At 43.7% G+C, this 26,001-nt stretch carries 18 protein-coding genes; 11 read left to right on the top strand and 7 right to left on the bottom strand.

Going from position 1 to position 26,001, the window contains the following annotated elements:
- Window positions 1–170: 170 nt before the first annotated feature.
- Window positions 171–1,970, top strand: a complete 1,800-nt coding sequence (locus tag E4K71_RS04940; RefSeq protein ID WP_135077340.1) for a hypothetical protein — start codon at window positions 171–173, stop codon at window positions 1,968–1,970.
- Window positions 1,971–2,075: 105 nt separating this feature from the next.
- Here E4K71_RS04940 and E4K71_RS04945 read toward each other — a convergent pair whose 3' ends face one another.
- The 3 genes from E4K71_RS04945 to E4K71_RS04955 all read right to left on the bottom strand — a co-directional run bounded on the left by E4K71_RS04945 (window position 2,076) and on the right by E4K71_RS04955 (window position 5,474).
- Entirely contained in the window at window positions 2,076–3,518 is a 1,443-nt protein-coding gene (locus tag E4K71_RS04945; protein ID WP_135077342.1) for a hypothetical protein, read from the bottom strand.
- Window positions 3,519–3,695: 177 nt separating this feature from the next.
- A complete protein-coding gene (locus tag E4K71_RS04950) occupies window positions 3,696–4,646 on the bottom strand; it encodes a tetratricopeptide repeat protein (RefSeq protein ID WP_135077344.1) in 951 nt (316 codons plus the stop codon).
- Between the two features lie 36 nt (window positions 4,647–4,682).
- Window positions 4,683–5,474 carry a tyrosine-type recombinase/integrase gene (locus E4K71_RS04955; protein ID WP_135077346.1) on the bottom strand — a complete coding sequence of 264 codons (792 nt, stop codon included), beginning with the start codon at window positions 5,472–5,474 and terminating at the stop codon, window positions 4,683–4,685.
- A gap of 182 nt (window positions 5,475–5,656) precedes the next feature.
- On the opposite strand from E4K71_RS04955, the gene E4K71_RS04960 reads away from it, so the two are divergent.
- The gene (locus E4K71_RS04960; protein WP_135077347.1) at window positions 5,657–6,064 is read left to right on the top strand and encodes a hypothetical protein; all 408 of its coding nucleotides are present in this window, start codon (window positions 5,657–5,659) and stop codon (window positions 6,062–6,064) included.
- A gap of 121 nt (window positions 6,065–6,185) precedes the next feature.
- On the opposite strand, the gene E4K71_RS04965 is transcribed toward E4K71_RS04960, so the two are convergent.
- The 4 genes from E4K71_RS04965 to E4K71_RS04980 are packed head-to-tail and all read right to left on the bottom strand — an operon-like array spanning window position 6,186 to window position 8,470.
- The gene (locus E4K71_RS04965; protein ID WP_135077349.1) at window positions 6,186–6,602 is read right to left on the bottom strand and encodes a DUF3732 domain-containing protein; all 417 of its coding nucleotides are present in this window, start codon (window positions 6,600–6,602) and stop codon (window positions 6,186–6,188) included.
- Between the two features lie 35 nt (window positions 6,603–6,637).
- Window positions 6,638–7,303 carry an IS1595 family transposase gene (locus tag E4K71_RS04970; protein ID WP_135077351.1) on the bottom strand — a complete coding sequence of 222 codons (666 nt, stop codon included), beginning with the start codon at window positions 7,301–7,303 and terminating at the stop codon, window positions 6,638–6,640.
- An 8-nt stretch (window positions 7,304–7,311) separates the two neighbouring features.
- Entirely contained in the window at window positions 7,312–7,821 is a 510-nt protein-coding gene (locus tag E4K71_RS04975; protein WP_135077354.1) for a DUF3732 domain-containing protein, read from the bottom strand.
- Window positions 7,822–7,825: 4 nt separating this feature from the next.
- Entirely contained in the window at window positions 7,826–8,470 is a 645-nt protein-coding gene (locus E4K71_RS04980; protein WP_135077356.1) for a hypothetical protein, read from the bottom strand.
- On the opposite strand from E4K71_RS04980, the gene tnpA reads away from it, so the two are divergent.
- The 9 genes from tnpA (at window position 8,459) to E4K71_RS05025 (ending at window position 25,995) form a co-directional block, all read left to right on the top strand.
- Window positions 8,459–8,731, top strand: coding sequence for an IS200/IS605 family transposase (gene tnpA / locus E4K71_RS04985; protein ID WP_206201958.1), 273 nt, complete (start codon window positions 8,459–8,461; stop codon window positions 8,729–8,731). The two genes, E4K71_RS04980 and tnpA, sit on opposite strands and share 12 nt — an antisense overlap.
- Window positions 8,732–8,864: 133 nt before the next feature.
- Entirely contained in the window at window positions 8,865–9,605 is a 741-nt protein-coding gene (locus E4K71_RS04990) for a hypothetical protein (RefSeq protein WP_135077358.1), read from the top strand.
- Between the two features lie 28 nt (window positions 9,606–9,633).
- Entirely contained in the window at window positions 9,634–10,779 is a 1,146-nt protein-coding gene (locus tag E4K71_RS04995) for a VWA domain-containing protein (RefSeq protein ID WP_135077360.1), read from the top strand.
- A gap of 137 nt (window positions 10,780–10,916) precedes the next feature.
- A complete protein-coding gene (locus E4K71_RS05000) occupies window positions 10,917–14,003 on the top strand; it encodes a virulence factor SrfB (RefSeq protein ID WP_167730295.1) in 3,087 nt (1,028 codons plus the stop codon).
- Window positions 13,996–16,518 (top strand): virulence factor SrfC family protein, encoded by a 2,523-nt coding sequence (locus E4K71_RS05005; RefSeq protein ID WP_135077365.1) that lies wholly within the window; start codon window positions 13,996–13,998, stop codon window positions 16,516–16,518. The genes E4K71_RS05000 and E4K71_RS05005 overlap by 8 nt, the downstream gene beginning before the upstream one ends.
- A complete protein-coding gene (locus tag E4K71_RS05010) occupies window positions 16,511–19,522 on the top strand; it encodes a hypothetical protein (RefSeq protein ID WP_135077367.1) in 3,012 nt (1,003 codons plus the stop codon). Before E4K71_RS05005 ends, E4K71_RS05010 begins: the two co-directional genes overlap by 8 nt.
- 117 nt (window positions 19,523–19,639) lie before the next feature.
- Window positions 19,640–22,507 carry a hypothetical protein gene (locus E4K71_RS05015; protein ID WP_135077369.1) on the top strand — a complete coding sequence of 956 codons (2,868 nt, stop codon included), beginning with the start codon at window positions 19,640–19,642 and terminating at the stop codon, window positions 22,505–22,507.
- 12 nt (window positions 22,508–22,519) lie between these two features.
- The gene (locus tag E4K71_RS05020) at window positions 22,520–25,120 is read left to right on the top strand and encodes a hypothetical protein (RefSeq protein ID WP_135077371.1); all 2,601 of its coding nucleotides are present in this window, start codon (window positions 22,520–22,522) and stop codon (window positions 25,118–25,120) included.
- 200 nt (window positions 25,121–25,320) lie between these two features.
- Entirely contained in the window at window positions 25,321–25,995 is a 675-nt protein-coding gene (locus E4K71_RS05025) for an ATP-binding cassette domain-containing protein (protein ID WP_240796907.1), read from the top strand.
- Window positions 25,996–26,001: the final 6 nt, after the last annotated feature.

Raw genomic sequence — 26,001 nt, forward strand, 5'->3', positions numbered from 1 at the left:
AGCCGCACCGGATAGGCTCAAAGATAGTATTTCCGTTTTTTATTGAAGTCTAGAATTGTATGAAATTCTTTTTTTGTTCTGTATATTGATTATATTCCTATACCTGCCTATTTCCCATTTGATCACTTCAGAAAGTGGTCTGTTTTTCATAACGGCAGGATACAGGGAAAATGAGTTTTTCAGATATGTTCAAAGGGTTTAAAGACTTTTTTACAGTCGATAATCCCGTTTCGTCTACATCGTTTGGGATGTCTAACGATGTGGTTAAAACACAAAATGCCTTGGGAGAGTTGGGGCATTTAAATGAATACACTCCCGATATTGGAGAAGGCTTGAAAAGTTTTCAGGCTGAACAAGGTTTGCAAGTCGATGGGTTAATGAACCCCGGCGGCGAAACCGAAAATGCCTTAAGTCAAACTCTGGCAAGTCAGGGTATTGGCAATACGGATTTATTGGCAAAGTCAGACAGTCCATTGCCTTCAAATGTAACGGTGACGAAACCCACCAGTTCAAAACCTGATCAGAAGTCTTGGACGGCTTCTGCATCATTTGGTGAGCCTAAAAATCCGAGACCGACACCCAAAGCAAAGATTGATCCCATAACAGGTTTGGTTGATCCGTTGGCACAAGCGCCGAAAGGGAAGATGCCAACCGCCAAACAATGGGAAGAAGTTGCCAAACTTCAAAAGCAGAAAGCCAAGACCGCGATTGTTCCAGAAGGCAAGACCGTTCAGCAACGTATCTCTTCCATGATGTTTGACCCGCGATACCAGGACAAAAATGATACGAGGTTGCGTGATCATGTGGTGAAGCAGTTTGAGAAAGCTTACCCCGGCACACTTCAATTCGATGAAACAGGAAAGATGGTTCAGCCGCAGTCGGTTATCAAACCGGAACAAGTTGAACCTTACGATCCAAACGGAGAATTGAAGATACAGGAGCAGAGCCATGACCAAGGGCAAACGGATTATGTACAGGGCATACCGAATGAGTTGCCCCAGCGAGATCAAACGACTTCAGCAAATGCAAATCAGACAGGACGAGTTGATTACCCGCAAGCTGCGAATGTCCGATCAGCCACCGCAAAATCATCTGATCAACTGGCCTCTGATATCCCTCTCAATGCAGATGCTTTGAAGGATGCCAAAGGGTATGGTTTGGAACAAGCTGAACAAAGTAATTCCTATCAGGTTACACAAGTTTCTCAAACAGGTGTGATGAGTGATGCTCAAAACAATAATCCATCCCATGATTTGGGTCATGGTGGGCGTGATAAAGTTATTGAGACATACGAGTATCTCAAAGACCTTCAGGCAACTGACAGTGAAGCTTATAGCAAACTTCCTGATCATGTGAAAAATGCCAATGAAAAATATTGGTATGTGATGCGCTCTACTGATCCTGAGTTCGCAGGTTTAGATGCCAAACAAAAGCTCGAAAGAGCTCTCCGTATTTCAAATGCAGAGGCGGCTTTATCCGAATATCCGCTTAAGTTCAAACGCGATCATATCAAAACAGTAACAAAAGTTGCTAAGGGACTTTCTGGAATAGTTGGTGACAAAAAAAGTATGGAAGAAGCTGACCATAAAAGAAATGAGCTTCTTGATAATAATAAAATTTCACCAAATTATGAAGGTGAGATGCCACCGGATATTGAAAGTAAAATTATTGGTGATGTTCCTATTCTGGGACATGCAGCAACTGCCAGTGATGAGTATTTAAAGGCGGTTAAGGCGGGTGTTCCTGAGTGGCTTGCCAAAACTCAAGGGGTTGCTGTTGCATTATCTGGTGATATTGGAAAAAAAGCCCTTAAATATCTTAGCGATGCAGCACAGAATAAGCTTGGGAAAAGCCTAAAAGAGCTTACCTCGGATGAGGTCAATCTTCTTATCCAACAAGGCACGCCCAAGGCTGCACAAGAAGGTGTGAAGCAGGTTTTTGATTATATTGGTAAGCAACTTAAAGATTAACCACCGCTTCCTATGATTTGATTGGCGGCACAGAAACAGGGCGTTCTTGGAACGCCCTGTTTCAATATATGAGAAACATAGTTTATTGGGATGTAATAGTTAAATCTAGCTGATCGTAATTGATTGAATAACATATTTATCTTTAGATTTTACCATAACAATCCGAACATTATGATCGCTATAGTTGATGTCATTTACTGCAATTTTTAACTTGCCCTTTGCAAAATGAGCTTCCCATTTATTGAATGAATTAGGTACAGGTTCTAAGCTGGTCCAAGAACTGTCATTATTAAATGATACAGCCGTTTGGTAGTCAGTTGGAGTGAATTTTTGATCAACCTTCGCTACAATAACTTTCCCACTATCATCCAAAATTTCGGGAGTGAGAATCTTTGTTTTTTTAGGGAGGTAATCGGTAATGTCTTCTTCCATTGAGCTTTGCGAAAGGAACATGGACATTTCTCGACAATGACCTGTATTACAATTTTCAATTCCCTTGAGTTTTCGTAATGGCCTCTTTGGTGTAGATTCGATCAAGCTCCAACTGGAGTTGTCAAGTTTTCTATAGTGAGCCATACTTAATTGCGCGGTTATATTTCCCTGAGAATCTTTCACACCTTGGATTCCTAGTGTTGCCCAATTGTCAATAGCTCGAGCAAGCAAGAGTACTTTGTCTGCATAGACCAATGGCATATCTGAAATATATGTGGAAAATGCCCTTAATTGGTTGAATAAAGGTTGAATGCCCGTTTCGGAAAGGTTGTTGTCGACTTCAATTAGAGAAATTTTCCACACATTCAGTCTGTTGTCTTTAAATTCATCAAGTGCAGAATTGAGTTCTTTGTCGACAAAATAGCCTTTATTTTTGCTAAAATTAACAGTCATAATAGGCTGAACGGTTTTTCCATTATTCGCAGGAATTCCAAAGGTGATTGTGTCTTTGTTTATGTTCTCTGGTAATAAAACAAAAGTGGTCTCCATCTTTTTATTGTCCGATGGCCACATATCTTCGATTAAATCGACAAGCATTGTTGAGATGCCGAGTGCTTCATCAGCCTTTGCTGCTGTGATCCCTCCAAAAAGTTCTGTAGCACCAATCATTTTTTTTATTAAATCGGCCTTAGCTTCATTCTCCCAGTAGTGAACCACAAGCTTCAGTTTTGGAGGGGTGTTGGGGTTATAGGCGTAGTTTCTTAACAAAGGAAAACTGATTTTGTCTTTCAGTGTAGCAATATTGTTAATGTCATAATTGTTAGACGATTTTGCAGAATACATGAAAAGTGGGATTTTTACCGTATTGTCCCCTTGTATGTATTCCACGTAAATCAATCCATATTTTGCATCACGTCCCCATAAACGATCCCACCAAGAAGGAGCGTCAGTTTTTGGTTCAGACAAAGAAGTAATATTGATATTCAAATATTCATATTTGTGATTAAAATTGAAATCGTTTGTACCTTGTGAAGTAACGTTTATTTTCTCGACTGCATAAGCGGGTAGTGAAAATAAAACTCCAATTAATAAAAAGAGCTTGATCATTTTAGACATTGTGCATCCCCATTTTCTACTGTGCTAGTAAGTCGGCAGGTACTCTTTTTATGATTATTATGCGGTAAATATTATCACTATACGAGTATAAAGCAATCAATGAATATGGAGTGGTGTTTATCACTACTTATGGGAAGTGCTTGTGTGTCGAGCCTAATTCTCAATCATTAGGGGAGCTTAAAGGCATTCGTCTAAATATGGTTTTGCAGGCTTGTGTCCAAATTCGTAGGAGTATTTGAACCAAGCGCAGGCGGCCTTTCCATTTGCTGTACGCCCTAAACCGTCTTTCAAAAATATGCCTGTATAAAACATGGCTTTTTTATTTCCAATCTTTGCCAGATGGATAAATTTCGAGAAAGCTTCCGTATAGTTTTTGTCTTTATATAGCTTGAGAGCTTCTTGAAGATGAGGCTCTCCCTTTTCATTGAACATTTTTATAAAAGCCTGAGATTCTGTATACCCCAATTCTGCTGCTTTCACGTAATAGAGTTTTCCTTCAAAAACATTTTCCTCTCGTCCTTTTCCGAAATAAAGGCAATTGCCATACTTATGCATGCTACGTTCAAATTTTTTTAAAGCGGATTTTTCATACCAATCACACGCAATTTTTGCATCTTTTACAACCGCTTTTCCTAGACGATACATATCACCCAAGTGATCCATAGCAATAGGATTTCCTGCTCTGGCATAAGGTTGTATTAGGGGTAAAGCTTCTTCAAAGCGTTCTTCTTTTGAGTATAGGTAGCCTAGTATGTCTTTATGGAGTTTTCCGCCTTTAGAATGCCCAATTTCAAGCAGTTTGATTGCTTCTGAGGTATCTTTTTTTCGGCCCTCTCCTCCAGCAAAACAAACACCTAATTGTGTATAACCTTCGGGGTTACCTGCTTCAGCGGCTTTTAGAAACCAATCACACCCTTTGCTTTTGTTATGATGAGAAAAATCATCATTGAAATGCAGTTGTCCCATAACAATCATGGCTTCTGTATTCTTGGCCTCAATTAGCCCATTCAACATTTCAAGTGCTTCTTCAGTTTGCCCAAATTCATACAAAGCTTTAGCTCCTTCAACACTCTGAGCATAAGAGGGAAGAGTAAAAAGGAATGAAATAAGAAGAATGAGAACTTTCATAATCTTATGCCTTGGAAAATTTTAACCATGTTGAAGCTATGGAAAGTCTACAAGGGTTTTTAGTTGTGTTGGTAAAATTTTTTCACTTCTCCTTACATTTCCTAAACAGGCAGATGAAAGAATTTGAAGAGCTTTTCTTATAGCAACAATATCAGGGGTGGTTTCCAGTTCCTTTCCAAGCTCAATCTGTCTAGCAGCTTCAAGGGCTTTGTGAAGATTTTTCTTCAGGTAATGCTGAGTAGATGAAAGGTGTTTATGGCCTAAGAGATCGCGAATTTCTGTAACCTCACTGATTTCTCCTGTATCGAGAATGTTTACTTTGCTTCGTCTTAGACTGTGGGAACTGTACTCTTTGGGATCAAGGCCAATGACTTTGACCCAACCTTTTACCAAACGCCGAAGGTGGTCTGTTGTAATCGGTTTGTCTGGTGTTCCTCTCTCACTGAAAAAGAGGTAATCCGTATCTCTGAGGTTTGCTAATTTGATCCATTTTTTGAGGACGCGCTGTGTATGTTCTGTTAGGCAAACAAGAACGCCATTACCTGTTTTGTGTTGCCTGACAGTGAGATTGTTTTTGATTTCACCATGTATGTTTTGCACATCTGAAACTTTCAGGCTGAGCAGATCGATACCCCGCAACATTGTATCAAAACCACATGAAAATAAAGCCAGATCGCGCCATTTTCTCATCCGTTCCAAATTTGTCATGATTTGATTCGCTTCATCAAATTCTATCGGTTTTTTGGAACCGACCGAAATGCCCTTATTCCAGGGTACGTATGGTTTTTTAGACTTAACAAACGGCGATAACAGCTTTTTGAAAAACATAGGGAACTCAATTAAGGAATAGATAGTCACTGGCCCTATGTCGGCTTTTGATAAAAGCAGACATTACGATCACGCCTTAAGCGGGAGTAGGGGCGATAGCATTCATTTTATGATGGGTGACTAAGCAAGCGTACCTCTATTGCCGCGTTGAACTCAACGTGATTTAGAATAGGGGATTTAGTGTGAAGAAATTTGCTTTTGTTGCTGTGATTTCTGCATTTGCTTTAATGGGCTGTAAAACAGCTGAGCAATCGTTCCAAGAAGCTGGTTTGAAACCATTACCTACCAACGAAATTTTAAAGCTCATTGTCGGCAATACAACGAACGTTGTTTTGGCGCAAGGAGGCATTCGTGCAACAACATATTTCCGTGAAAATGGAACTATGATTGCGAAAAACAGCCGTGGAGGCTCAAGTGATGGTACATGGCAAACCAAAGGCGAAAACCAATTATGCGTTAATTGGGCCAAATGGGGCAGAAAATGCGTCAAAGTCTATCCATCGGGAAATGAATACAAGGAAGTTGATGAAGGTGGAAAGCTCTATCTAACGATTACAGGTGTTCGAACGGGTAATCCAGAAGGCTTTTAAACTGGATTTTGTGTTAGCGACAGACTATCTGAAGCGGGGAAAGGTTAAAGCCTTTCCCCGCTTTCGTTTTTCTATGTCTGCTTTTATCAAAAGCAAGGGTAAAAGTCGGAAAATTTCAAACTTAAGCCTCTGGAGCTAATTCAATAAAGCCTCTAGTTCTCCAACGTGCCCTAACAAAGCTTTCAAAATTATATTCACCTTCAAGATTGAGACCGTCAACGTGATCCGAAACAATGATTTGCGGCATTTGACCTGTGTCTAGTTCTATTGCTTCACATTGGATTGCAATTTCACTGAAAAAACGTTCCACAGATTTAATATCATCATCCGCATGACCATCTCGTTCAACTGGAACGAGTTCTTCAGCAGAGAATTCTGACTTGTTGTCTCGTGAAGTGTTTGGGAAATATACTTGCGAAGGTTGATCTAAAAAAAGGATTGGAGGAATTTTACATCGAGTTCCTAGCTTGCAGAATAACGTTTGTAGGCTGATGAACAGCATCAGATGGCAATAAAGCCAGTTGGCACTACTTCCCATTGATCTTAAAAAAAACTTGATGTTGATCCAGATAACTAAGTTAAATATAGTCTAACCCATTGTTTAATATGACGTAATTGCTCCTGGTAGTCAGGATTGTTAAAACACCACTCACATTCCTTTAAAAATGGCCCAAAATGTTCTTTGGGAACACCATTGAATTTTCGCATATGTCGTTTCGCTTGGTTACAGAAATTTTCGATGCCATTGATGTGATTCTTTTTGTCTGCAAAGAGTTTTGAATGGTTAATTCGATAGTGCTTAAAACCGTAAACACCCAGCACGTTATATCCTCGCCAGCAGTCAGAATAGACGATGCTATCAGGGACGACTTTATCCTGAATGATTGGCATTAAAGTAGATGAAAAAGCATCGGGAATGATCTTCGTGTAGACCTTCCCTTTTCGCTTTAATAGGCCAAATACCGGGATTTTTCCCGCCGCACCTCGACCACGTTGGCCTTTGCGTCTTCCGCCAAAATAAGATTCATCAACTTCGATTTCTCCGCTGAAAATCTCATTGGTATCAAGTTCTAATTGGCGACTAATGATTTCTCGCAGTCGCTGGAAATAATAAATAGCTGTTTTGCTGTTCACACCAATTAAAGCAGCCGCACATCTGGCTGTCGTCCCTGTGACAAAATGTTCAGCTAGACGATCTTGTTTTGCTAAGCTTAAACGACTTTTCCTCATAGTACCCATTATAACAGCTAAATGGCGTTATCTGGGTCAGCCCCAAAAATTTTTTTACCATCAGCTCGTGTGTTCCAAAGGTCGAAGTTCTTTAGGAGGAGCTTTAAGTTTAATGGTTTATATGAAGCTTCAAAATCAAGGTTAATAGACATTTCATTCATAGACTCATTAATGAAAGTCTCAAAATTTTCCATTTGGGTTTCAAGACGGTATTCTTTAATCTTATCTTTTAGGTCTTTGACTACCTTCTTTTTAGCGGAAATTTCATCTTCGATGTCCTTTAAAGGCTTCTCAAGTAAATCTTCTAGGTAGTTCTCGATTTTTAATTTGATCTTTAGTGCCATGCCTTGAATGGATTGGCGTTTACTCATTTCGGTGATTTGATTTTCTAGAGCCCAAATTTCACTATTGATAGCTGTCAATTCGGCTTTTTTATTCCTGATCTGACTATCAACCTTGTTTTCATTACTCTGGAATGATATTTTCGTATAAGGGCTGCGTCTCAATTCTGTATTAAGCCACTTCACAGCACTATCTAGCTAGTTTATTTATCTCAGGAGCTAGAGGTGATGTGTCACTATGGCCAAATGGGCATTCAATAAGAACTTCTTCTGCTGTTTGAGGGTAAGATAACTCCCCAATGTTCTCAGAGTACCTTTTGGCATAGTCGATTGAAGATTGGATGTTTTTTCGTTCTACTTCCATCGCACGTAGTTTAACGAGTGACTTTATACGGATTTTGTCTAGCTTGTTTAATTGGAGTGAGAACTCGTCAGAAGCCGTATCTACTTGCAAGACGGTTTCTTTGAAATGGTCTAACCACTTTTTCGGATTTCGTACTAAGGCACTTTCATTTTCTTCTATTAATTGTGTCCCTGTTAATGCGGCATATTCAGAGAGAAGAAGTCTAAGCGTTTCTTCTTTTTGTTTTTTCTCTACAGCTTTTTTAGGAACGAGGTTTTCCAATCTTTTTAAAGCGGCCCTTTTTTCTGACAGTTCTTGCCTTATCAAATAATATTGTTGGTCAACTAATCCTAAAAATATTTTCAAATGTTCAATAACTTGTTCTCGTTTATCTTTTTTATCAAATCTGTTGAAAAGAGCATGTTTATTTGCCACGAGGTTTTGGTGTTGAAGCATAAATGACGTAAAGTCTGTGAGGATATGGGCGTTCATATTGTGAAAGGTGTCCTTGTAACAGATCATGTTCATATGTTTGTCGAAATACCACCGCATATTGCTGTGAGTTATTTTGTTCAACGAGTAAAAGGTCGCTCCTCCCGCAAAGTCCAGCAGGAATTCCCGGAACTTCGAAAACGCTATTGGGGGCAGAGGTTTTGGGCAAGAGGATATTTCTGCGCAACAAGTGGAAATATTACTGACGATATCATCACGGAGTATCTGGACGGACATTCAGAGAAATTACAGCCGTCTTAAGACATCGTAGAACCTACCGACATCAGTCGGTAGTGGTTCAGTTTTACAGAGTACTCCAAATATTGCGTTGTATTAAAGGGTTTCTTAGTGCAGAGTTTTGATCGTAAAGGGAAATGAATTTGACGGTAGGGCTATGAGAAAAATAATACTGGCGCTGACCCTGATCGGGTTTAGCGTGATCGAAAGCCATGCGAATGACTTGGTCCAGTCAGTCTCTGATTTGCATCCAAAAAAGCAGGTCACACCTGTTCTTATCGTTGCTCAACCGGATGTTGCGGCCAATCAGACAGCTGAAATTCGTGATCGGCTGGAACAAGCTCTTTATCGCAGCAAAAATATCTTGAAGAGCCGGAAGATTACGCTGGCCTATTCGGGCATGCAGAATGTTCAGACTGTCTATGATATGATTGTGAATTTCGCGCAGCCAAGCCTGCAGAATCAGCGTCTGCTGTCTCGCCTCGGCGTTGACAATATTCTGGTCGGTGAATTCCGCCGCCAGAATGATGAGTTCTTCAAACTATCCCTGCGTATGGTTGAAGTGAAATCCCAGGAAATCAAAGCGATGACCCGGACCTGTTCCATCCGTAAGTTGGAAGGGCCGGATCAATTTGAAGAGTTAAAGGCTTTCTTCACCCGCAAAGTGATTGCCACATTGGAATGTTCCTCAGATCTTGGCTCGGTGAATAATGCCAAGCTGGTGAATATCATTGAAAATGATGATGGCGGCGGGGATATCAGCGGTGATTTCGATACACACTATCTGATTGACATTCCTTCCTGCTTTGTCGGCAAGACCGACTACTACGGCAGCATGCAGGCCTTACGCAAGAGAACGCCCAAGGGCGCGCAAGACGCAAGTGCAGCGTGTCTTTAGAGATAACTGAGTTTTTATTGATAGGTTTGTGAAGCTTGAGGTTGTTTTGAAAAAATTCACGATAGATACACGTGATTTACAGGTGATTACTCTGATTGAGACCCCTGTGATTAATTACTGGAATGGTGCCCAAAAACATTTGGATAATTGGTTTCCAGACAATAAGGTTCTGTTGACTGAACCGGTGGATTGCGGGTCGGTGATGAAATGGAGCTTTGAGGAGTCGCAGGATTGGGTTCCTCTGTCTGCATTGGATGATGCTCAAAAGGATACAGTCCAATATCTACTTACCGAGCATCTCAATGGCATTATGAAAAGCCTTGATGCAGAGACATCGTTAGAAATTGAGGATGAAGGCTTTGCGATAGACCTTCTAGAGCTGGCTTTGAATGTGCCAGCCCCCGTGGAACAGTATGTTTTTTGGTCAGCACAGATACAGAAAATGGCGTTGGTGGGGTGGGGATGCTGTCATGCGAATGAGGCCCTCAATACTGAAACGCTCCGTGGTTTTGTTAAGAAGCATAATGTTGAGCGCCCGCCTGAATTGCCCGGATTCAACAAAGAAAACAGAGACAAAATTTCTGCGGCCTGGGAGCAAGCTGCGGAAATTTGTCAGGATTTCGAGGACTTGAATGTCCAGAATGAAATTGCATTTTATATTCTTGTGGATATGTCCGGTTCCATGTCCGGGGACCCGGCTGAAGCTGCCTCCAAAGGCGTACTTCTTTTGGCTGAGGTGCTGGGGCGTATGAAAATCTCCTATAAGATCAGTGCGTTTCAGCGGAACGTCATGCCGGTGGTGGATTGGAGCAATGAAATTACGGCCAAGTCCCGGAAAGCAACTCTGGGTATGTATAAAATGGCGGGGGGCGGAAATGACGATGCCCGTTGTGTTGAGCAGGCTGCACAAGAATTACATGCGAGCGGTGTGCCTGTAAAATATCTGATCGTTGTCAGTGACGGCAGTCCACCAGATGAGCAAGGACTTACGGATACATTGGAACGTATTAGCTCAGAGCCAATGAATATCAATGTGATGGGAGTTGGAATTGGCGAGGGAACGGAACACGTGGAGAAATTATATAAAGAGGCGATAGCAAATGTGTCTTTGGAGCATTTTCAGCGTGCGATCGGAAGAATTTTGTATGACAAAATATCACAACTACGAAATTAAGTTTCTAAAGCCCTCGGTATGTTGATTTATTAAATTTCTTAATGCAATATGAGTTTATCTAATTTTGGTAGTATTTAAGTTGCTGACTCTACTTTGGAATGGTTCTTAGCCGTTGCTATTTGAAAGGTGTTTACCCAATGCAGGAAAATAGGTTTTTTAACGCAAAAGCAGTAGGGCTTATTCCGTCAACCTCCATTCAGTACCTCGATATTCTGATTGGTCCTGGTACAATCAAAAAAGACCCGGGTGTGTTTTACCACGTCTATGTTGACGAAGGTGCGTATAAAGCGTGTGAGCTGACCGAGACCGAAACGGATGAAGAAGATGAATATGGTGAAAAGAAAAAGGTACTGATTGACCTTGTCAGCCAAAAAATTTATCAGAAGCCCAAAGATGGTAAGCCGTCTTTCAAAGAAGTTGCGAAGCGTTTTGAGGGAATGTGGTTTCCTCTGCCCTTCTTTAAGCTGAAGCCTAGTGGAAGATCGACCTTCTATGGGCCGACAAACTGGGTTCGCGGCCAGCTTCAGGCAATTGATGACAAAACCTTCCATCTGGTTGTCGCAGTGGATACGAAGATAGACATCCGCGAAAATGCAGATGAGAACCGCAAATATAGTATGCCTCGCAGCAAGGATATTGCGACCAGCTCACAGGATAGCAATATCAAATTCCAAATGGCTGATGAAGGAAGCCTATTGGAGTTTGCTGCGGAAGATTGGGTTTCTCAGTGGGTGGACGAATGCTACAAAAAAAGCCTGAGCGGGGATGAGAAAGCTCCCTCCGTTCTATTGCAAGATGATGACATGAGGATACGCCGGGGCCGGCGTGACTTTTTATACCTCTTGAAATATCTTTCTTCTCCTCCTCAAAAACTCGGAGAGAAGGAAAAAAGAACTCTTTTACCGAAGCTGCACTTCTATCAAACCGTTTCCAAGAAAACGAAAGCGCCGCACGTCAATGTTGATCTGATTTTGGATATCGGCCACAGCCGAACTTGTGGTTTTTTGTTGGACCGGGAAAAGAGGCTGCAAGGGCGTAAGTTGGAAATACGTGATATGAGTAAGCCGCACCAGGTTTATTCAGAAGCTTTTGAAAGTCGCTTGGAGTTTTCCAATGCTGAATTTGGAAATACGCGACTGAGCAGAATTACAGGTCGGGCGGGAAAGCTGGAAGCCTTTGTGTGGCCATCTGCTTGCCGCGTCGGCAATGAAGCGCAGCGTCTTTCCTATGAAAAACAGAATTCTTTCGGTGAATCAGGCTTCTCTGATCCGAAACGCTATTTGTGGGATATCCGTCGCAGCCCGAATGAATGGTTTTTTAGTTCATCCGACCCTTCATTCCAGAAGAAAATTGTGACAGCAAGTTTCCCTCAGAAATTGAATGTCAATGGCGATTGGGTGAACGCACCGGACAACCCTAAACTCCCGTATGTCGTTGGACGCTTTAGCCGCAGTTCAATGATGGTGTATTTTTTAGGGGAAATTATCGCTCAGGCTGTGACCCAAATCAATTCACATTCCTATCGCGAGAATAACGACAATATAAATTATCAACGCTATCTGAAGAATATCATTCTGACAGTCCCTTCCACCATTCCTGAATATGAGCTGACCTTTTTTAAGAAACGTGTTCAGAGTGCCATCAATGTTCTTTGGGACTTGTTGGAATGGTCGAAGTCGGATGGACAGAAAGTAGATGTCTTCTCGCCGCCGCGACCGAAAATTTCGGTCATGTGGGACGAACCGACCTGTACCCAGGCAACATACTTATATGCGGAAATCGTCAATAAGTTCGAAGGCCGTTCTGAGGATTTTCTAAAGGTTTTGGGCACAAAACGTAAAGTGTCGAAAGAGAAAGGCGAGAAACAAACTGTTCGGATTGCCTGTCTGGATATTGGTGGCGGCACAACTGATCTGGCGATTGCCACCTACCGTCGGATTGGCACATCGTCGACGTTGGATTGCACATTTGATTTTCGTGAGGGTGTCCGGCGTGGCGGGAGTGAGGTCGTCAGGAAGGTGATTGAGAATACCGTTCTTCCGGGCATGGTTCGCGCATTGGAACTGCACAATTGTAAAAATGCGTTTGTTGATGTCCAGGCCCTGCTTTCCCATGACAGGATCAGCGATACAGCCTTGGCCAGTGCTGCCAGAAAAGCCTTTGCAACCCAAGTGGCACAGGAAATTGCGTTCCATGTTTTGGAAAAGCATGAAAATCGATCAGATTACGACGGTGGTGTGATTGAATGGGTGAAAATAAGTGATGTTATGGAGGGCAGAAAAGAGCCCTCAGAGAAAGCTAGAGATTTTTTAAACGGGGTGCTCTCCTCAGAGATTGATGATGAGTTTGATATCCTCAATCTTTCCATTCCGATTGATATGAAGTCGGTAGAACAGGCAGTGAAGGATGCCCTGCTGGATAGTGTTTCCAATCTGTGTGAAGCTATCCATCGGTTTGACTGTGATGTGTTGCTTGTGACCGGTGGGGCATCGCGTCTTCCGGCAGTTCAGAATATGATTGCCAGTTTATACCCTGTGCCTCTCCATCGGATTGAGTTCATGAAAGGCTACCGGGTTGGGGACTGGTATCCTTATCGCGATAAACATAACCTGCTGGATGATCCGAAAACCACGGTCGTGATTGGTGCCGCCATTTTGCATAATGCGATCGGTAATACCGATCATATGTCTTTGGAAATCGAGAAGTTCAGCATAGGCGATGGCATTCGTCATATTGGGGTTCTTGATCGTAGACCATCCCTGGTCGATGACCAGATTATTTTTGACGATATTGATCCTGCGGGCATTTCGGATGCTCCGCTTGAAGAGACGGTTGAATTGTCTGTTCCCTGCGATATCGGTTTCCAGCAAATTCGATTGAGGCGATGGCCTTCAAAGCCGTTCTATCGTCTTGAATTCAAAAATGAAAAAGTAGCTGAAGAGTATTCAAGTAATGTGATGAAAGCGACGTTTTCTCTGGATGCGATTTCACAGCTTGTCGATGGTGATGACAAGGTCATTGATCTGAAACTGGAGCTGAGCGGGATTAAGGCGGTGAACGAAAATGTTAATGCCAATCTGGATGATTTTATCCTCATTCCACGAACCATTACCGAAGAGCAGGAGCAGCGGAATTGGCAAGTGACAGGCGCATTTGAGTTTACGCGAAATTCGCAATTGGATAATTGCACAGCAGAAGAAATGGAGCAATTCACCAATGCCTAATAATATACAAATTTCAGAAGTGCTGCGTGAAGGTGAAGCCTGGTTAAGGGATCATGGGGAAAATGCTGGTGTGGTTGGTGCCAGTCCGCAATGGAATTTGCGGGCGCTGCGCGCGCAAAGTCAAGTTTTGGAACAGGCCTCTAGCAGTTTAGGTAACCTCGTCTTATATGGTGTGTCACAGGCCGGAAAGTCCTACGTTGTCAGTACCTTAGCTGCGGACAAGGGAGGTTGTTTAGAAATCCCTCTGGGTGGAAAAAATTATGATTTTATTGATGAAATCAACCCTCCGGGAGGTGAAGAGTCAACGGGTGTCGTTACCCGGTTTACCTTCTCGCCGCAACCAGCTGTTCCAGACCCTGGTTTTCCTGTTCATGTTAAGCTCATGAACGAGGCTGATGTTATTAAAACGCTGATTAATTCGTATCTGAATGATGTCAACCACGTGGCAGAGGAAGAAGCGGATTTGGAGGTTGAAAACAAAACAGCCTGGCTTCAAACAGTTTCTAAATCTTCAAAAAACTCGGGTATGGATGCTGACGATATTTTGGGTATCCGAGAATACCTCAAGAAATATTCGGGCTTGCATATCAAAAAGTTTGACGAAACCTATTGGGTTAAACTGATTGAAGCCATCCCCTATTTAGATGTTGAAAAAAGGTGTTACGCATTGTCGCCTCTCTGGGGGAATATGGATCATTATAGTGATTTATATAAAAAATTGCGTGAAGGCCTCGAACGCCTGGAATTCAGCTCTGATGTCTATTGCCCCATAGAAAAAACACTGATTCCTAGGTCAAATGGCATCTTAAAGGTTTCAACTCTGGCTGAGTTGGTGAAACCTGACGACGAGCAATCTTTTGTGGAGGTCTGTTTAACAAAAGACAGACAAATTGGGATTCCAAGGGCGTTACTTACTGCATTGTGCCTGGAACTGGTTGTCGATCTTTCAAGCAAACAGAAACCCTGGGATTTATTCGCTTATACCGATCTTTTGGATTTTCCTGGATGCAGAAGCCGCAAGACCAAAAGGCCGTCCGATATTCCTGAGGCGCTCGAATTGACCAAAGGAGAATATGCCGCAAATGTTTTGTTGCGCGGGAAAGTTGACTATCTGTTTAATGTCTATCTCGAACAACGTGATTTGACATCGATGGTGGTTTGCCTGCCGGAGACGATCAATGAAACCGAACCTTTGCTCTATGTCATCGAAAAATGGTCTGCCGAGATGGTCGGTACAACGCCGGAGGTTCGTTCGGAGAATGCAGATTTGGCGACGCTCTGGATGAACTTGACAAAGTTTGACATGTCTTTGATGAAGAAAAAAAGGCAGTTGCCTAGCGAGCGCTGGGAGGCTCGGTTTAAGTCTTCGTTATACGATCCTTTTAATGCGGAAGGTTGGTTTACGAAATGGGCGGAACAACCTTTCAACAACACTTTGTGTTTCCGTAATACCCGAGAGGGTCGCCTGGACGGCCTTTTCACATATGATTCCAAGACAGATATACAGGGTGATTTTGTCTTGGATGAAGGAAAAGAGTGGTTTGAGAAACAGGAAGAGGGTTTCCTCAATCTCCCTCTCGTGCAAAAACACGTACGTGAGCCTCAGAAAGTTTGGGATAATGTCTGGTCGCCGGATGGCGGGGTAGAGTATTGCGTTGAACGTATTTCTCGCCTGGTGAAGCCGGACCTGAAAGAACGCCAACTTGAGAGTCTTTTCAAAGGCGTGATGGAAAAATCACGCGCTTTGTTGAAAATGTATCATCGTAACACAGAAAATGTTCAGGAAGAACTCAAGAAGTGTGCGGAGAAATTTGAAAAGCTCTCTTCCTGCTTGCAAGACGAAATGGAAAGCGGGAAGCATGCAGCTTTCTTCCTGGATCTGATGGTTTCCGAAGAAAATGCCTATCAGATGCTGAAAGCGGGCGATTTTTATTTGAAACCTGCGCAAGACACGTCGGGTAAGGCCAAGCAGCAGGTCGAATATGTAATGTCGGCTTGGAATGATCAATTGTTGAGCCTGACTGAGACACCGGCGTTTTTGGACTGGTACGGGTTGGAAAAAGAAACAGCCGATTTTGCTATCCAGCATATTCTGGAAGCGGCGCGACGTGTGGACGTTCGCAGCCAACTGGTTCAGGACTTCTATGAAATTATTGTAGGGTCCGGTTCGAAAAAAGAGACCCTCGTGATACGCTCCAAAGTCGTGACTGAAAGGCTTTCAAACTTCATATCCAAGTTGGGACTGGACAGTATGGAAGTCGCGAAATGGCCAGAAAGTAAGGTTCGCAAGGGGTGTAAAATTTTCACCAAAGCGGATGTTTGTGATGGCATTCCTACCTTGGCCTCTTCCAGGTACCTTTATGAAAATGAATATGTTTCCGATTGGTTGACGGCTTTTTATTTCAGTGTTGTAGAAAACCTGAATCAAGGCGAAGGCGGCGGCTTCGATGTGGAAGCGAACGCTGAATTGGGAAAAATAATTGGCAAGCTCTCGTGGGATCAAGAAAATGGTTAGTATTGTTCAACATTCAGATGACTTTTTGAAGGTCATTGTTCCCAATGTTCAGTCAAAGGGAAATAACATCAAGGTCGCCCTGCGATTGCCAGGAGATGACCCGGATTACGCAGATTACAATATTGGCGACTGGTCGGAAACACCGGTTTGGTATCCACTCGATCAAATTGACAAAGTCGGCAATTCCATCAAGTTTCTCATTCCTTTCGCCTATGCTGTCGCTATAGAACCGGGAACCGAGGTTCAGTTGGATATTTGCTATGCAGATGTCGGCAGTCCTTTTGATATGAGACCCCTTGTCTGGCAGATCGCCAGCAATGAGGAAGACATCGGTGATGACGGACCGATACCTGAGAAACCCATAACGGCAAAAGATATTTCGGTTAAAGTGTTCAAAGGGACAACGAAATCAGTTGACCTGGAACAGCTGAACGAAACTGATGGACCGGACATTGGGAAAATTAAGTACCATCTGGAAAAACAGGACAAGCCGGATGCGAATGTAAACTTGTCGGACAAAGGTGTATTCTCATACAAGGCTGGTAAAGACCAGAATGAGGAACTGGAGTTCATTTACACGCGGGTGCGCGGCACTGATATCGTGAAGGGCACAGTGATCGTTAAATTTTTACCCAATCCGTGGCCTTACATTTGGTTATTAATCGCCGCGGTAATTGGTGTTCTTTTGGCCTTTGTCTTTTGGCCGACACCGGCATCTTTAGAGGCAAATGATGATCAATTTACGCTGAATGGCGGGGAGCGGAAACGGGTTGATATCTTACAGAACGATAGATATCAGACACCGGATGTTCTTGTTGAGATTATCCAAGAAACAGAGCATGTGACAATCGAACTTGATGCGGATAACAAGGTGTCGATTTCCATGTTGGAAGAAGATCATGCCACTGGAGACAAGTTTGTCTATCGGATTTCTGAGAATGGCGAAAGCAGCACCGCTACCGTCAATTTGACTTTAAAGCCTCTCCCTTTATTCGAAGCCAAGGACGACACGGCAGAATTGTCCCTTGAGCAGGATGAATATGTCATCAATGTCCTTGAAAATGACATCGTGCCGTCAGTGGAAAAAGCGAAGTTGAAGGTGTTGACTCTTCCAGAACAGGGTGACGCAAAGTTTGATCGAGACAATAAGCTTCTTTTCACTGCTCCGCGAAATTATCTGAATTCAGAGGAAATAGTGCTTTCCTATGAGGTCGAGGTCGATGGCCGCAAACGCAGTGCAGAGGTTTCTCTTTTCCCTCCTGATCTGCCGGCGTTTGATGCCGTGGATGATGAAATTCTGGTGGAACCGGGACAGGAAGTCAGTTTTGATTTGTTGGAAAATGACATCCTTGAACGGGCAGGAACGCCTCGCGTGGAGTTTTTTGGCAATCCTCAGTATGGCATCTCTCGTCACGGTAATGGCATCTTGACATACAGGGCTGCTGGCTTTGCGGAAGTTGGCGCTACAGAAAGCTTTTCTTATGAGGTTTCTGTCGAAGAGAGCGGTTCACGTGATAGCGCGGATGTTACCGTTAAGATTATTGCGCCCAAAATTCTTGAACTTCAGGATGATGAGATTGATCTGATTCCTGGGGAAACTGTTGACCTTGATGTGTTGGAAAATGATACCGTAACGACAGGTGTAAAAGCCTTAACCTTACAGGCGATGCCAACCTTTGCCGACGCCATCGTTACAGAGGATAATCAGCTTTCCTTTACAATGCCTGTGGATGGCCGCTACGGCGCTGATGAAGTCGTAGAGTATGAGGTCGAAGACCTTGACGGGAAAACTGAAACCGCAATGGTCAGGGTGCGTTCGCCACGTGAGAGGGTGCAGGCTGAAGATGATCAGGAGAAGATCGAGCCTGGGCAGAGGAAGATTGTAAGGGTGCTGGAGAATGACATTTATCCGTCTTCCGGTGACTTTATGCTGAAAGTTGTATCTGCGCCAAGTGAATGGATGGTGAATGTCATCAATGGACGTGAGTTGGATGTGCAGGCACCAGACGGTATTTCGTTCGGTCGTATTGAAACCGTCGTTTATGAGCTGAGCGGTTACAATCAAACCTCGACAGCGAATGTGCATCTTGACATCGTTCCGCCACGTGAGCCCATGCAGGCCAATGATGATCTGGTGAAATATACCATTCCCGGCGAGATGAAGCGGGTTTCTGTTTTGGATAATGACGACGTGCCGACACGTGTGCCGACAAGCGTCAAAATCGTGGGTGAACCTCAGTTCGGGACAGCCCAGCTTGTTGGCAATGACATTGAATATGTGGCTTCCCCAGGTTTCCGCATCGGATCACAGGATAAAATTTCTTATCAATTGATTGAGGGGGATTATGTATCTCAGGCTGATGTTATCATCTCCTTTGAGGAAATTCCTTCTGGTCGATACTGTCTGCCGGGTGTGTTCGGTGAAGGTGTCGCCATGATGTATGTGCCGCCGGCGACCTATAATGTCAAAGACCATGCCAACCCTGTCATTAGAAATATAGGGGCGGCTTTAGGTAAAGACGAAGTGCGATTGAGCAAGGGGCTTTGTGTTCCGCATATTGAAGTAACGGGTAGGGAGTTCTCTGAATATCAGGATCGTTTGTCCGATGAAGTGCGTAAAGATATTGATCGTACGAACTGGGCGAGAGCTGGGCAACGACCTGTGCGCAAGGTCAGCAAGAAGTTGGCTGATGCCTATCTGGCGTTGATTTCAAGAAAACCGACAGTGAATACACGCTATATCGTAACTTTGCCGGATATGGACATGTGGCTGGCTGCCTTGGTTTATTCGACCCAGTTGAATAACCAGACGGTTTATAAGAGCTTTAACCGGGGCGTGCGGGAAGTTTCAAAGGTCCCGTGTGGTAACAAGGGGACCACTTTCTATATCTTTGGTGAGAGCGATGATTACCGTGCCGGTGATACGCCGAGTTACCTGATTTGTGATAGGGAGGACCGAAGCGTCTTTGGCGTTGGTTTCCGGCCTTTCTATGTCGTGAAGTAATGTGGTTGAATGGGAAACAAGGTGCTTGAATTGAGATTCGAGGCTAAGTAGTGTTGAAGTGAAGTAATTCTGCTGACTATTTTTATAAAGAGGTTGGCAAACTGAGGGGAAGTACTCGTGAAGAATATGTGGCGTCAATTTTTGCAGGTTGTACTTGTTGTTACAACGGCTGTTGGGGCAACCACCGTGTTGTCAGAAGAGGCAAAAGGTGAGGATCCTCGCTCAAAGGTGACGATACCTGATCGAACCATTGAAAAAGTCAAAGCCAGATATGCGCGCTGGCTTAGAGAAGAAGGCCAGATGGCCAGCTATTTAAATATGGGCCGGGTTGCGACGTACTACATACAATATGGCGAGAAGTTGTGTTTTTCTACCCTTGAAGGGAAGTCAAAAGGATTTGAGCATATTGGGAGCGCCAAGCGCAAGGAACTGGGCTTTTCAGCTTTTCCAGAAAGTCGGCTTGTATATAGAAATAAAAACGAAATCGCGATAAAGCTGGTGCCATATATTCACTTCAGCAATGATGACTATTATGAAGTGATGTTGAACTTTAAAAGTGTCCATAAAACCAAGACAAATGTTCATGCTTTCAATGGAATGTTTCATCCCTGTAAAGCGAATGTCTTTGGCAATGGGCGTCATTCTGGATATTTCCCTCTAAAACTCACAGTGAAGACGGAAAAGGATGGGGAAGAACTAGAGGCTTTTCTAAGGAAAAAACTAGGTAAAGGTACGACGCTCGCTGATTGGGCAATTGGCGGTGAAGTATCTTTTGGTGACTATTGGAAAGCCACAAAGAAAGGTGACGAACCGATAGTCGGAAATTGGGTTAAATATTATTTGGAAAATTTCACGCGAACTGGCGAAGATCTTCCATTTCTTAGAGGGTTTGACAAGCCTGTTACATTGAGTTCTCCGGCAGTAGCGGAATATGTACAAGAAGATAGAGGTGAGAAGTGGGATTGGACGTATGAGTGGAAGCCTAAAGACAAAACGCCTAAAACGACAGAGCAAATACCTCAGTCCGGTGGGAGTGGCACTGCTAAAAGTCCGGTAAACCTGCAAACCGCAAAAATAGATGAAAAAAACGGTGAAGTGGTGTCCGAAGGTAAAAAACCGGAGACAGAGACGCCTGCACCAACAGGAGGTGAGGGAAATAAAGGGGAAAAAGCCGAGGGTAGCGGGGAGCCTGAACAACAGCTTCGTGATATTGAAATCATAGCACCCTTTGATGTGTCAGATTGGACGGGGGGGAGTACTTGGAGTGGTGCAGGCTGCAAAGAAACACGCCTGCATGAGGGGAATAAAAGAATAACATCAAAATGCCCAAAAACTGTTCAAAACATAAATTTATCAAAAGGTGTTTTGGTTTTTGAACTCGGCAAGGCTCTTTCTGAAAAAGATGAAATTGGTGTAGAAGAGTTAAAAGCTGTTGCCCAGGTTAGCGCCGATACTTTTTATACGGATCATCCAACGAAGGACCCGAACTTAGGGACGTTTTCAACAAATGGACTTTCGTTTGAGGAATTCACCAATAGAGAAGAAACTGGTTTAAAGACGAATATCCGTGAGCTTAGACAAAAAGCCTGTCGATCCCATTACGGCCTGACACTGGTACAACTAAGCAATATGACGGACAAGATTGAAGTTCTGTCGAATTGCAAAAAAATTGAGTTTGAGAACATCGTCGTCGGCATCGTGCCGGACACATCAAAATGTCTGGAATGGACCGCAAATTCACCGGTCTGTTATCTGCTGAAAACAGAGACCGCCACACCAACCATTACAGTGCGAAGTGGGTGGGCGCATGGGGGATATAAGCCAAATTCTAACCATAAGGCCGATCTGTTCAAAAACTTGCGTCCAATGGTTTCCTTGGAAAACCAGGTTCATGCGAGTTATCGTCTGTCAGCCATTGAGTATTGTAAAGGAACGACCTGTAAGCCTTATCCTGGCCGCTCACCAGATATAGCCGATTTGCCAGATCTCAATATTATGAATTGGCCGGCTGGCACAGATTTACCGACCAAAATCAGGCTGACCTACAATTACACAGGTGATAACGCGATCTATGAGCCTCAAGTGGGACCAATAGAGGTCGCACCGGGAGGAAGCTTTAAGTTTTCTGAGGAAGTGTTGAAGCCGCAAAGGCCTTTCACAATTTCTGCCCATACCTATCCGAATCAACGCTTGCGCCACGCAAGGATTGATGTTTTTGCGGATGAAGTGACATGCCGTAGTTTTGGGACGAGTGTTCGCTCTATTCGTCTTACATCGAACGGTGCAATTGCAAATCCAAATGATGCCGTGATCGGACAAGAAGAGTGGGCTATCAGTTATCACGGCTCGAAACCAATTTCCGAATGTGCGTCGCCGAGAGAGAGTGGAGAGGGATTCACGCTCAGCTTCCTTCCGCGCCCAAAAGAGAAAGTTGATGTGTTTGTGATCGCACCATCTCATGACTTTTATCAATTGAGATCGGTGATCGCCAATAGTCTGACCAAGACACTGGCTGCAAAAAATGAAAGTGAGTTTTTCCTGCTCTATCAAGCGCAACCAGATGGCAGTTTGACAAGAGCCGTTAAGCTACCGAATGACACTGCCGCCGATGAGGTGGAAATCAAATCGGTTGTAAATAGCATTAACCATCAGGATATTGTCGGGGCAAGTGTCTTGCGCCCACTCGATTATATCAATGATGATGTAGAGGCATTAAATACGCAAATTAAGAGCGTGGTCTATTTCCATAACGCTTTAAACAGTCAGGCTGAAATCAAGCCACGAAGCCTCGGGACATTGCTGACGTGGAAGGCTGAAGGTATACCATTCAAGACAGTTGCCATGGATTGTACGGCGTGGAACAGCGTTAAGTCCTTGAAAGGTTCCTGTATGGGCTTACCGCCCTATGGCTCGGAACCGAAAACGCGTAAAGCGCAATCGGATTTGAGCGACGAAATTTCAACTTTCATTCAACCAACCCAATAAAAGGAGAGGCAGATGCTTAGTCAGGACAGTATGAATATGCCAATGCGCACTACGAAGCGGTATGTTTCTTCAAAAATTACAAGGAATACGATTGTGAAGAAGGCCAACTTAGATATTTGCAGTTTTGTTTTGTGCTTGACCCTATGTGTTATGGTTGGTCTTTTCACAAGCTCATCCGCTAGGGCGATGGATGGAAGTTGTACTCAGGTTGATTTTAGTGCAATGCGGTTGGGAGACGGAAGTTTCGATACAACGGCTCAAAAAGCATTTACGATTGAGGCGTATTTACCAGTCTACGATTCAGCCGATGCGCAAGAAAGTGTGTCTACAGCAGCGTTCAACAAATATGTTGCCATTCTGGATGAACAGGGAAGTAGGGTTTTTATCAAACATGCAAATGGCGGTGACATCGGATGGGTGGAGAAGGATACGTTGCTGTGTTCTTTCCGCCCATTGAAAGTGGAAGGCGGCTATCTGGAACGAAAAGCCTATATCAAAACGGTTACCTACCGCAGAGGAAGTGATGAGGCCGAAATCAATGCGGTAACTGCGTATGGTTCTTCAGATGTAGAAAGAGAAATTTGCCCTGAGCAAATTGGCTGTACGAAATTGGGGCGTTTTGAACTCTATTTTGTTATGGCAGAAAAAAATGATGCTCTCCTTTTGAGTCAGGATTTTACGCTAACAAACCGCTTTCACAATCTGGTTGGATGGGTTGATAAAAACCATACATTCCCTTGGAATACGTCTTTGGCAGTGCGCCCGTCCGAGTTCTACAGTGCAAATGGGAAGGCTCCAGACGATAGCGTGATGTGCGGATACCGCTCCATTGAGCGTGCTGAGACTAAAAAGCCAAAGGATTGCATTTCTGTTTTGGGGGGAAATACATGGTTTAAAAGTACGAACCGTTTGATCGTACTGAATAAACAGGGGCCGTTTTATGAGGTTGCAGCTCCTGTTTCTCAGATGGATGAAAGCCGTTTTAGCAGACCGGATGAACAGGGAAATATGACGGTGAGTTTTGTTGACCCTAAAACTCCGGGCGGCTTCCGCGGTAATATCTTTGGTCAGTTCAAGAATATTGACGTGTTCTTTATTATTGATGGCACAAACAGTATGGATCCGTGGATTAAAGCCATTCGTGGTGCGCCGGGGCGCCCGGGTATTGTGCAGAAAATTGCGGATCAATTGAAAGGGGACATTGCTTCGGGGGCAAATATCCGATTTGGTTTTCGCGTGTATACCGACACTTCTCCTACTGATGAAGACGGATTGGGCGAATATTATATGTCGCCTGTGAAAAAATGTGATGCAATTACTGCTGCTGAGGTTACTGAGAATCATAAGGGATTTAAGGCTGCGGTCAGCAATATTCAGGTAACATCTGGTGATCGTGCAAAAAGGGATGACTATCCCGAAAACTTGTATGGGGGTGTCGCAGAATCTATGGTTGACATGGCGCAGTGTCGTGACAACTTGAAGCTTTTCTTTGTTATTGGTGATGCTGGGTATGACCGGTCGATGCAGAAAAAACGTCATAATTTTTCTTTTTCAGTTGATGACCTAGCGGGGTCAATGGCCGAATATAAGAAGCCATTGTTTTTCTTCATTCGACCTGCACAATCCACGGCTACAATGAGAAAATTTGATCTGTACGAAAGTGCTTGGAATAGCTATCGCACCCAAGCGATGGAATTGATTCGGAAAAATCTTGGCCAATTGCGCAAAGGACAAGATTTGGGGAGCGTGAACCCAGAAAACTTCTTCATCCAATTGTCTAATTCGGCACAGGCATCAGATGATATGCTGCAAAAAATTACGGCCAATGTTGATAGTGTAATCAATATTCAAATGCTGGAGGCCTTGGAGTTGAACATCAGAAACGGTGCGAATGTTCGTGAGGTTATGGCGCAATATAGGGACGAGTTTAATGATGTTCCTGTGTTTATCTGGGAAATGCTGGATGACGCTTTGTGCAGTGATACTCCCCAAAAATGTGAAGAAGACACATATGAAGCGGTTACATCTTTCTTTATTCAAGAACACCCGCAATTGGTTGAAGATGTCTGGATGGAAAAAAGCCGCCTCAGTGCTTTACAAGGGGTGCTTGGGAAAACGAAGACTACCAGTGTTTCAGAAGATGAAATGAGGGAGCGTATTCTGGATGGATATTTGGCAGGGATTGAAGATATCGTCAAAACTCCGTTTTCAGCGACAAGGGAAGACTTGCCAAAATTTGTAGAGCGAGCGTTCGGTATACCATCCGACAATCCGACACCGCTACTCAGATATCAACTGCATGAGCTGAGTGGTGGAACCAATGAGGAAATGATTGGGGGCTGCGAACTCGGGCAATTGATGGATTGGATTGCGGATTCACACGATATGCTGAATGTGGTTGAGACCAGATATAACAGACCTGAGGTGAAGTTTGGACAGCGCCCCAATGACGTCTGTCCGGGAGGTCAGTTGACAGAAAAAGGTAAGAAAATTCCTTACAGGGTAAGTGATACGATTAGCAGTGTACCATTAGGTGATGACAACAGCTTTAGCTATGCTAAGGAATTCAGAAACACCACAACCATCTGGGTGCCTAGGGAGTTCTTGCCATGAGGTCGAGCGCTCAAATTGGAGCAGAGGCATCCTCTTCTGATAGATCTCCCAGTAAAATAGTACTGGAGTTCAAGGATGTATCCGCGCTTTGGGATAAGGGAAAACCGTTGTTTGAAGGCTTTTCTGAAACGATTGTTTTTGATGAGACGGATTTCATGCTGCCCATTCAAGGTGAAAATGGGTCTGGTAAAAGTACGCTCATGTATTTGCTCTCAACATTAAAGGGTATACACAAGGGCAGTGTTAAATGGACTTTCCCTTCCGACAATGACGGGGAATCTCTGGTTTACGAATGGAGCGCCGATAAACCGCTCAATCCGAGGGAAGTAAAGGAGTTGAGACAAAATCGTTTTGGGTTTGCATTTCAACGAAACACTATGCTTCCCTATTTGACCGTGGAAGAAAACCTGGCTTACCATTATGAATTGAAGGGGGCTTCCAAAAAGGAAGCGCTGGATGAGGTTGACAGGGTTCTGGAAGAGCTTTTCCTGAATGATGGTTCCGTCAATGCTACTGTGGAAGAAAAAAGGACGAAATATCCCGGCGACTTATCCGGGGGGCAGCTAAAGAAAGTATCGATTGTGCAGGCATTGGTAAAGCGGCCGACCATCTTGTTTGCCGATGAGCCTGCGGCCAGTCTGGATCATAAGTCCAAAGATGAAATTATGAAGTTTGTGCGTGATTGGGCGCAAAAGGGCAAAGGCAGGCGCGGTTTTGTCTGGGTCACTCATGAAAAAGAAGACCCGGATGATTACTCCGGTGGTCGGTGTCTGGATGTAAAAATCGAAGGAACGGCGAACGAGGAAAAGCCGACAAACAGGTTCCTGTATTACACCCCCCCAAAAAAAAAAGCGATGAACGAAATTATTGAGTAATTGAAA

The sequence above is a fragment of the Terasakiella sp. SH-1 genome, assembly GCF_004564135.1.
Classification (GTDB): Bacteria; Pseudomonadota; Alphaproteobacteria; order Rhodospirillales; family Terasakiellaceae; genus Terasakiella.

What these genes read in the sequence shown, in the direction of transcription:
- E4K71_RS04955 (WP_135077346.1), bottom strand. Translation starts at nt 5,474, where the DNA reads ATGTTTTTCAAAAAGCTGTTATCGCCGTTTGTTAAGTCTAAAAAACCA.
- E4K71_RS04980 (WP_135077356.1), bottom strand. Translation starts at nt 8,470, where the DNA reads ATGAACGCCCATATCCTCACAGACTTTACGTCATTTATGCTTCAACAC.
- E4K71_RS04970 (WP_135077351.1), bottom strand. Translation starts at nt 7,303, where the DNA reads ATGGGTACTATGAGGAAAAGTCGTTTAAGCTTAGCAAAACAAGATCGT.
- E4K71_RS04990 (WP_135077358.1), top strand. Translation starts at nt 8,865, where the DNA reads ATGAGAAAAATAATACTGGCGCTGACCCTGATCGGGTTTAGCGTGATC.
- E4K71_RS05020 (WP_135077371.1), top strand. Translation starts at nt 22,520, where the DNA reads ATGCTTAGTCAGGACAGTATGAATATGCCAATGCGCACTACGAAGCGG.
- E4K71_RS05000 (WP_167730295.1), top strand. Translation starts at nt 10,917, where the DNA reads ATGCAGGAAAATAGGTTTTTTAACGCAAAAGCAGTAGGGCTTATTCCG.
- E4K71_RS05025 (WP_240796907.1), top strand. Translation starts at nt 25,321, where the DNA reads ATGTATTTGCTCTCAACATTAAAGGGTATACACAAGGGCAGTGTTAAA.
- E4K71_RS05010 (WP_135077367.1), top strand. Translation starts at nt 16,511, where the DNA reads ATGGTTAGTATTGTTCAACATTCAGATGACTTTTTGAAGGTCATTGTT.
- E4K71_RS04950 (WP_135077344.1), bottom strand. Translation starts at nt 4,646, where the DNA reads ATGAAAGTTCTCATTCTTCTTATTTCATTCCTTTTTACTCTTCCCTCT.
- E4K71_RS04945 (WP_135077342.1), bottom strand. Translation starts at nt 3,518, where the DNA reads ATGTCTAAAATGATCAAGCTCTTTTTATTAATTGGAGTTTTATTTTCA.
- tnpA (WP_206201958.1), top strand. Translation starts at nt 8,459, where the DNA reads ATGGGCGTTCATATTGTGAAAGGTGTCCTTGTAACAGATCATGTTCAT.
- E4K71_RS04940 (WP_135077340.1), top strand. Translation starts at nt 171, where the DNA reads ATGAGTTTTTCAGATATGTTCAAAGGGTTTAAAGACTTTTTTACAGTC.
- E4K71_RS05005 (WP_135077365.1), top strand. Translation starts at nt 13,996, where the DNA reads ATGCCTAATAATATACAAATTTCAGAAGTGCTGCGTGAAGGTGAAGCC.
- E4K71_RS04965 (WP_135077349.1), bottom strand. Translation starts at nt 6,602, where the DNA reads ATGGGAAGTAGTGCCAACTGGCTTTATTGCCATCTGATGCTGTTCATC.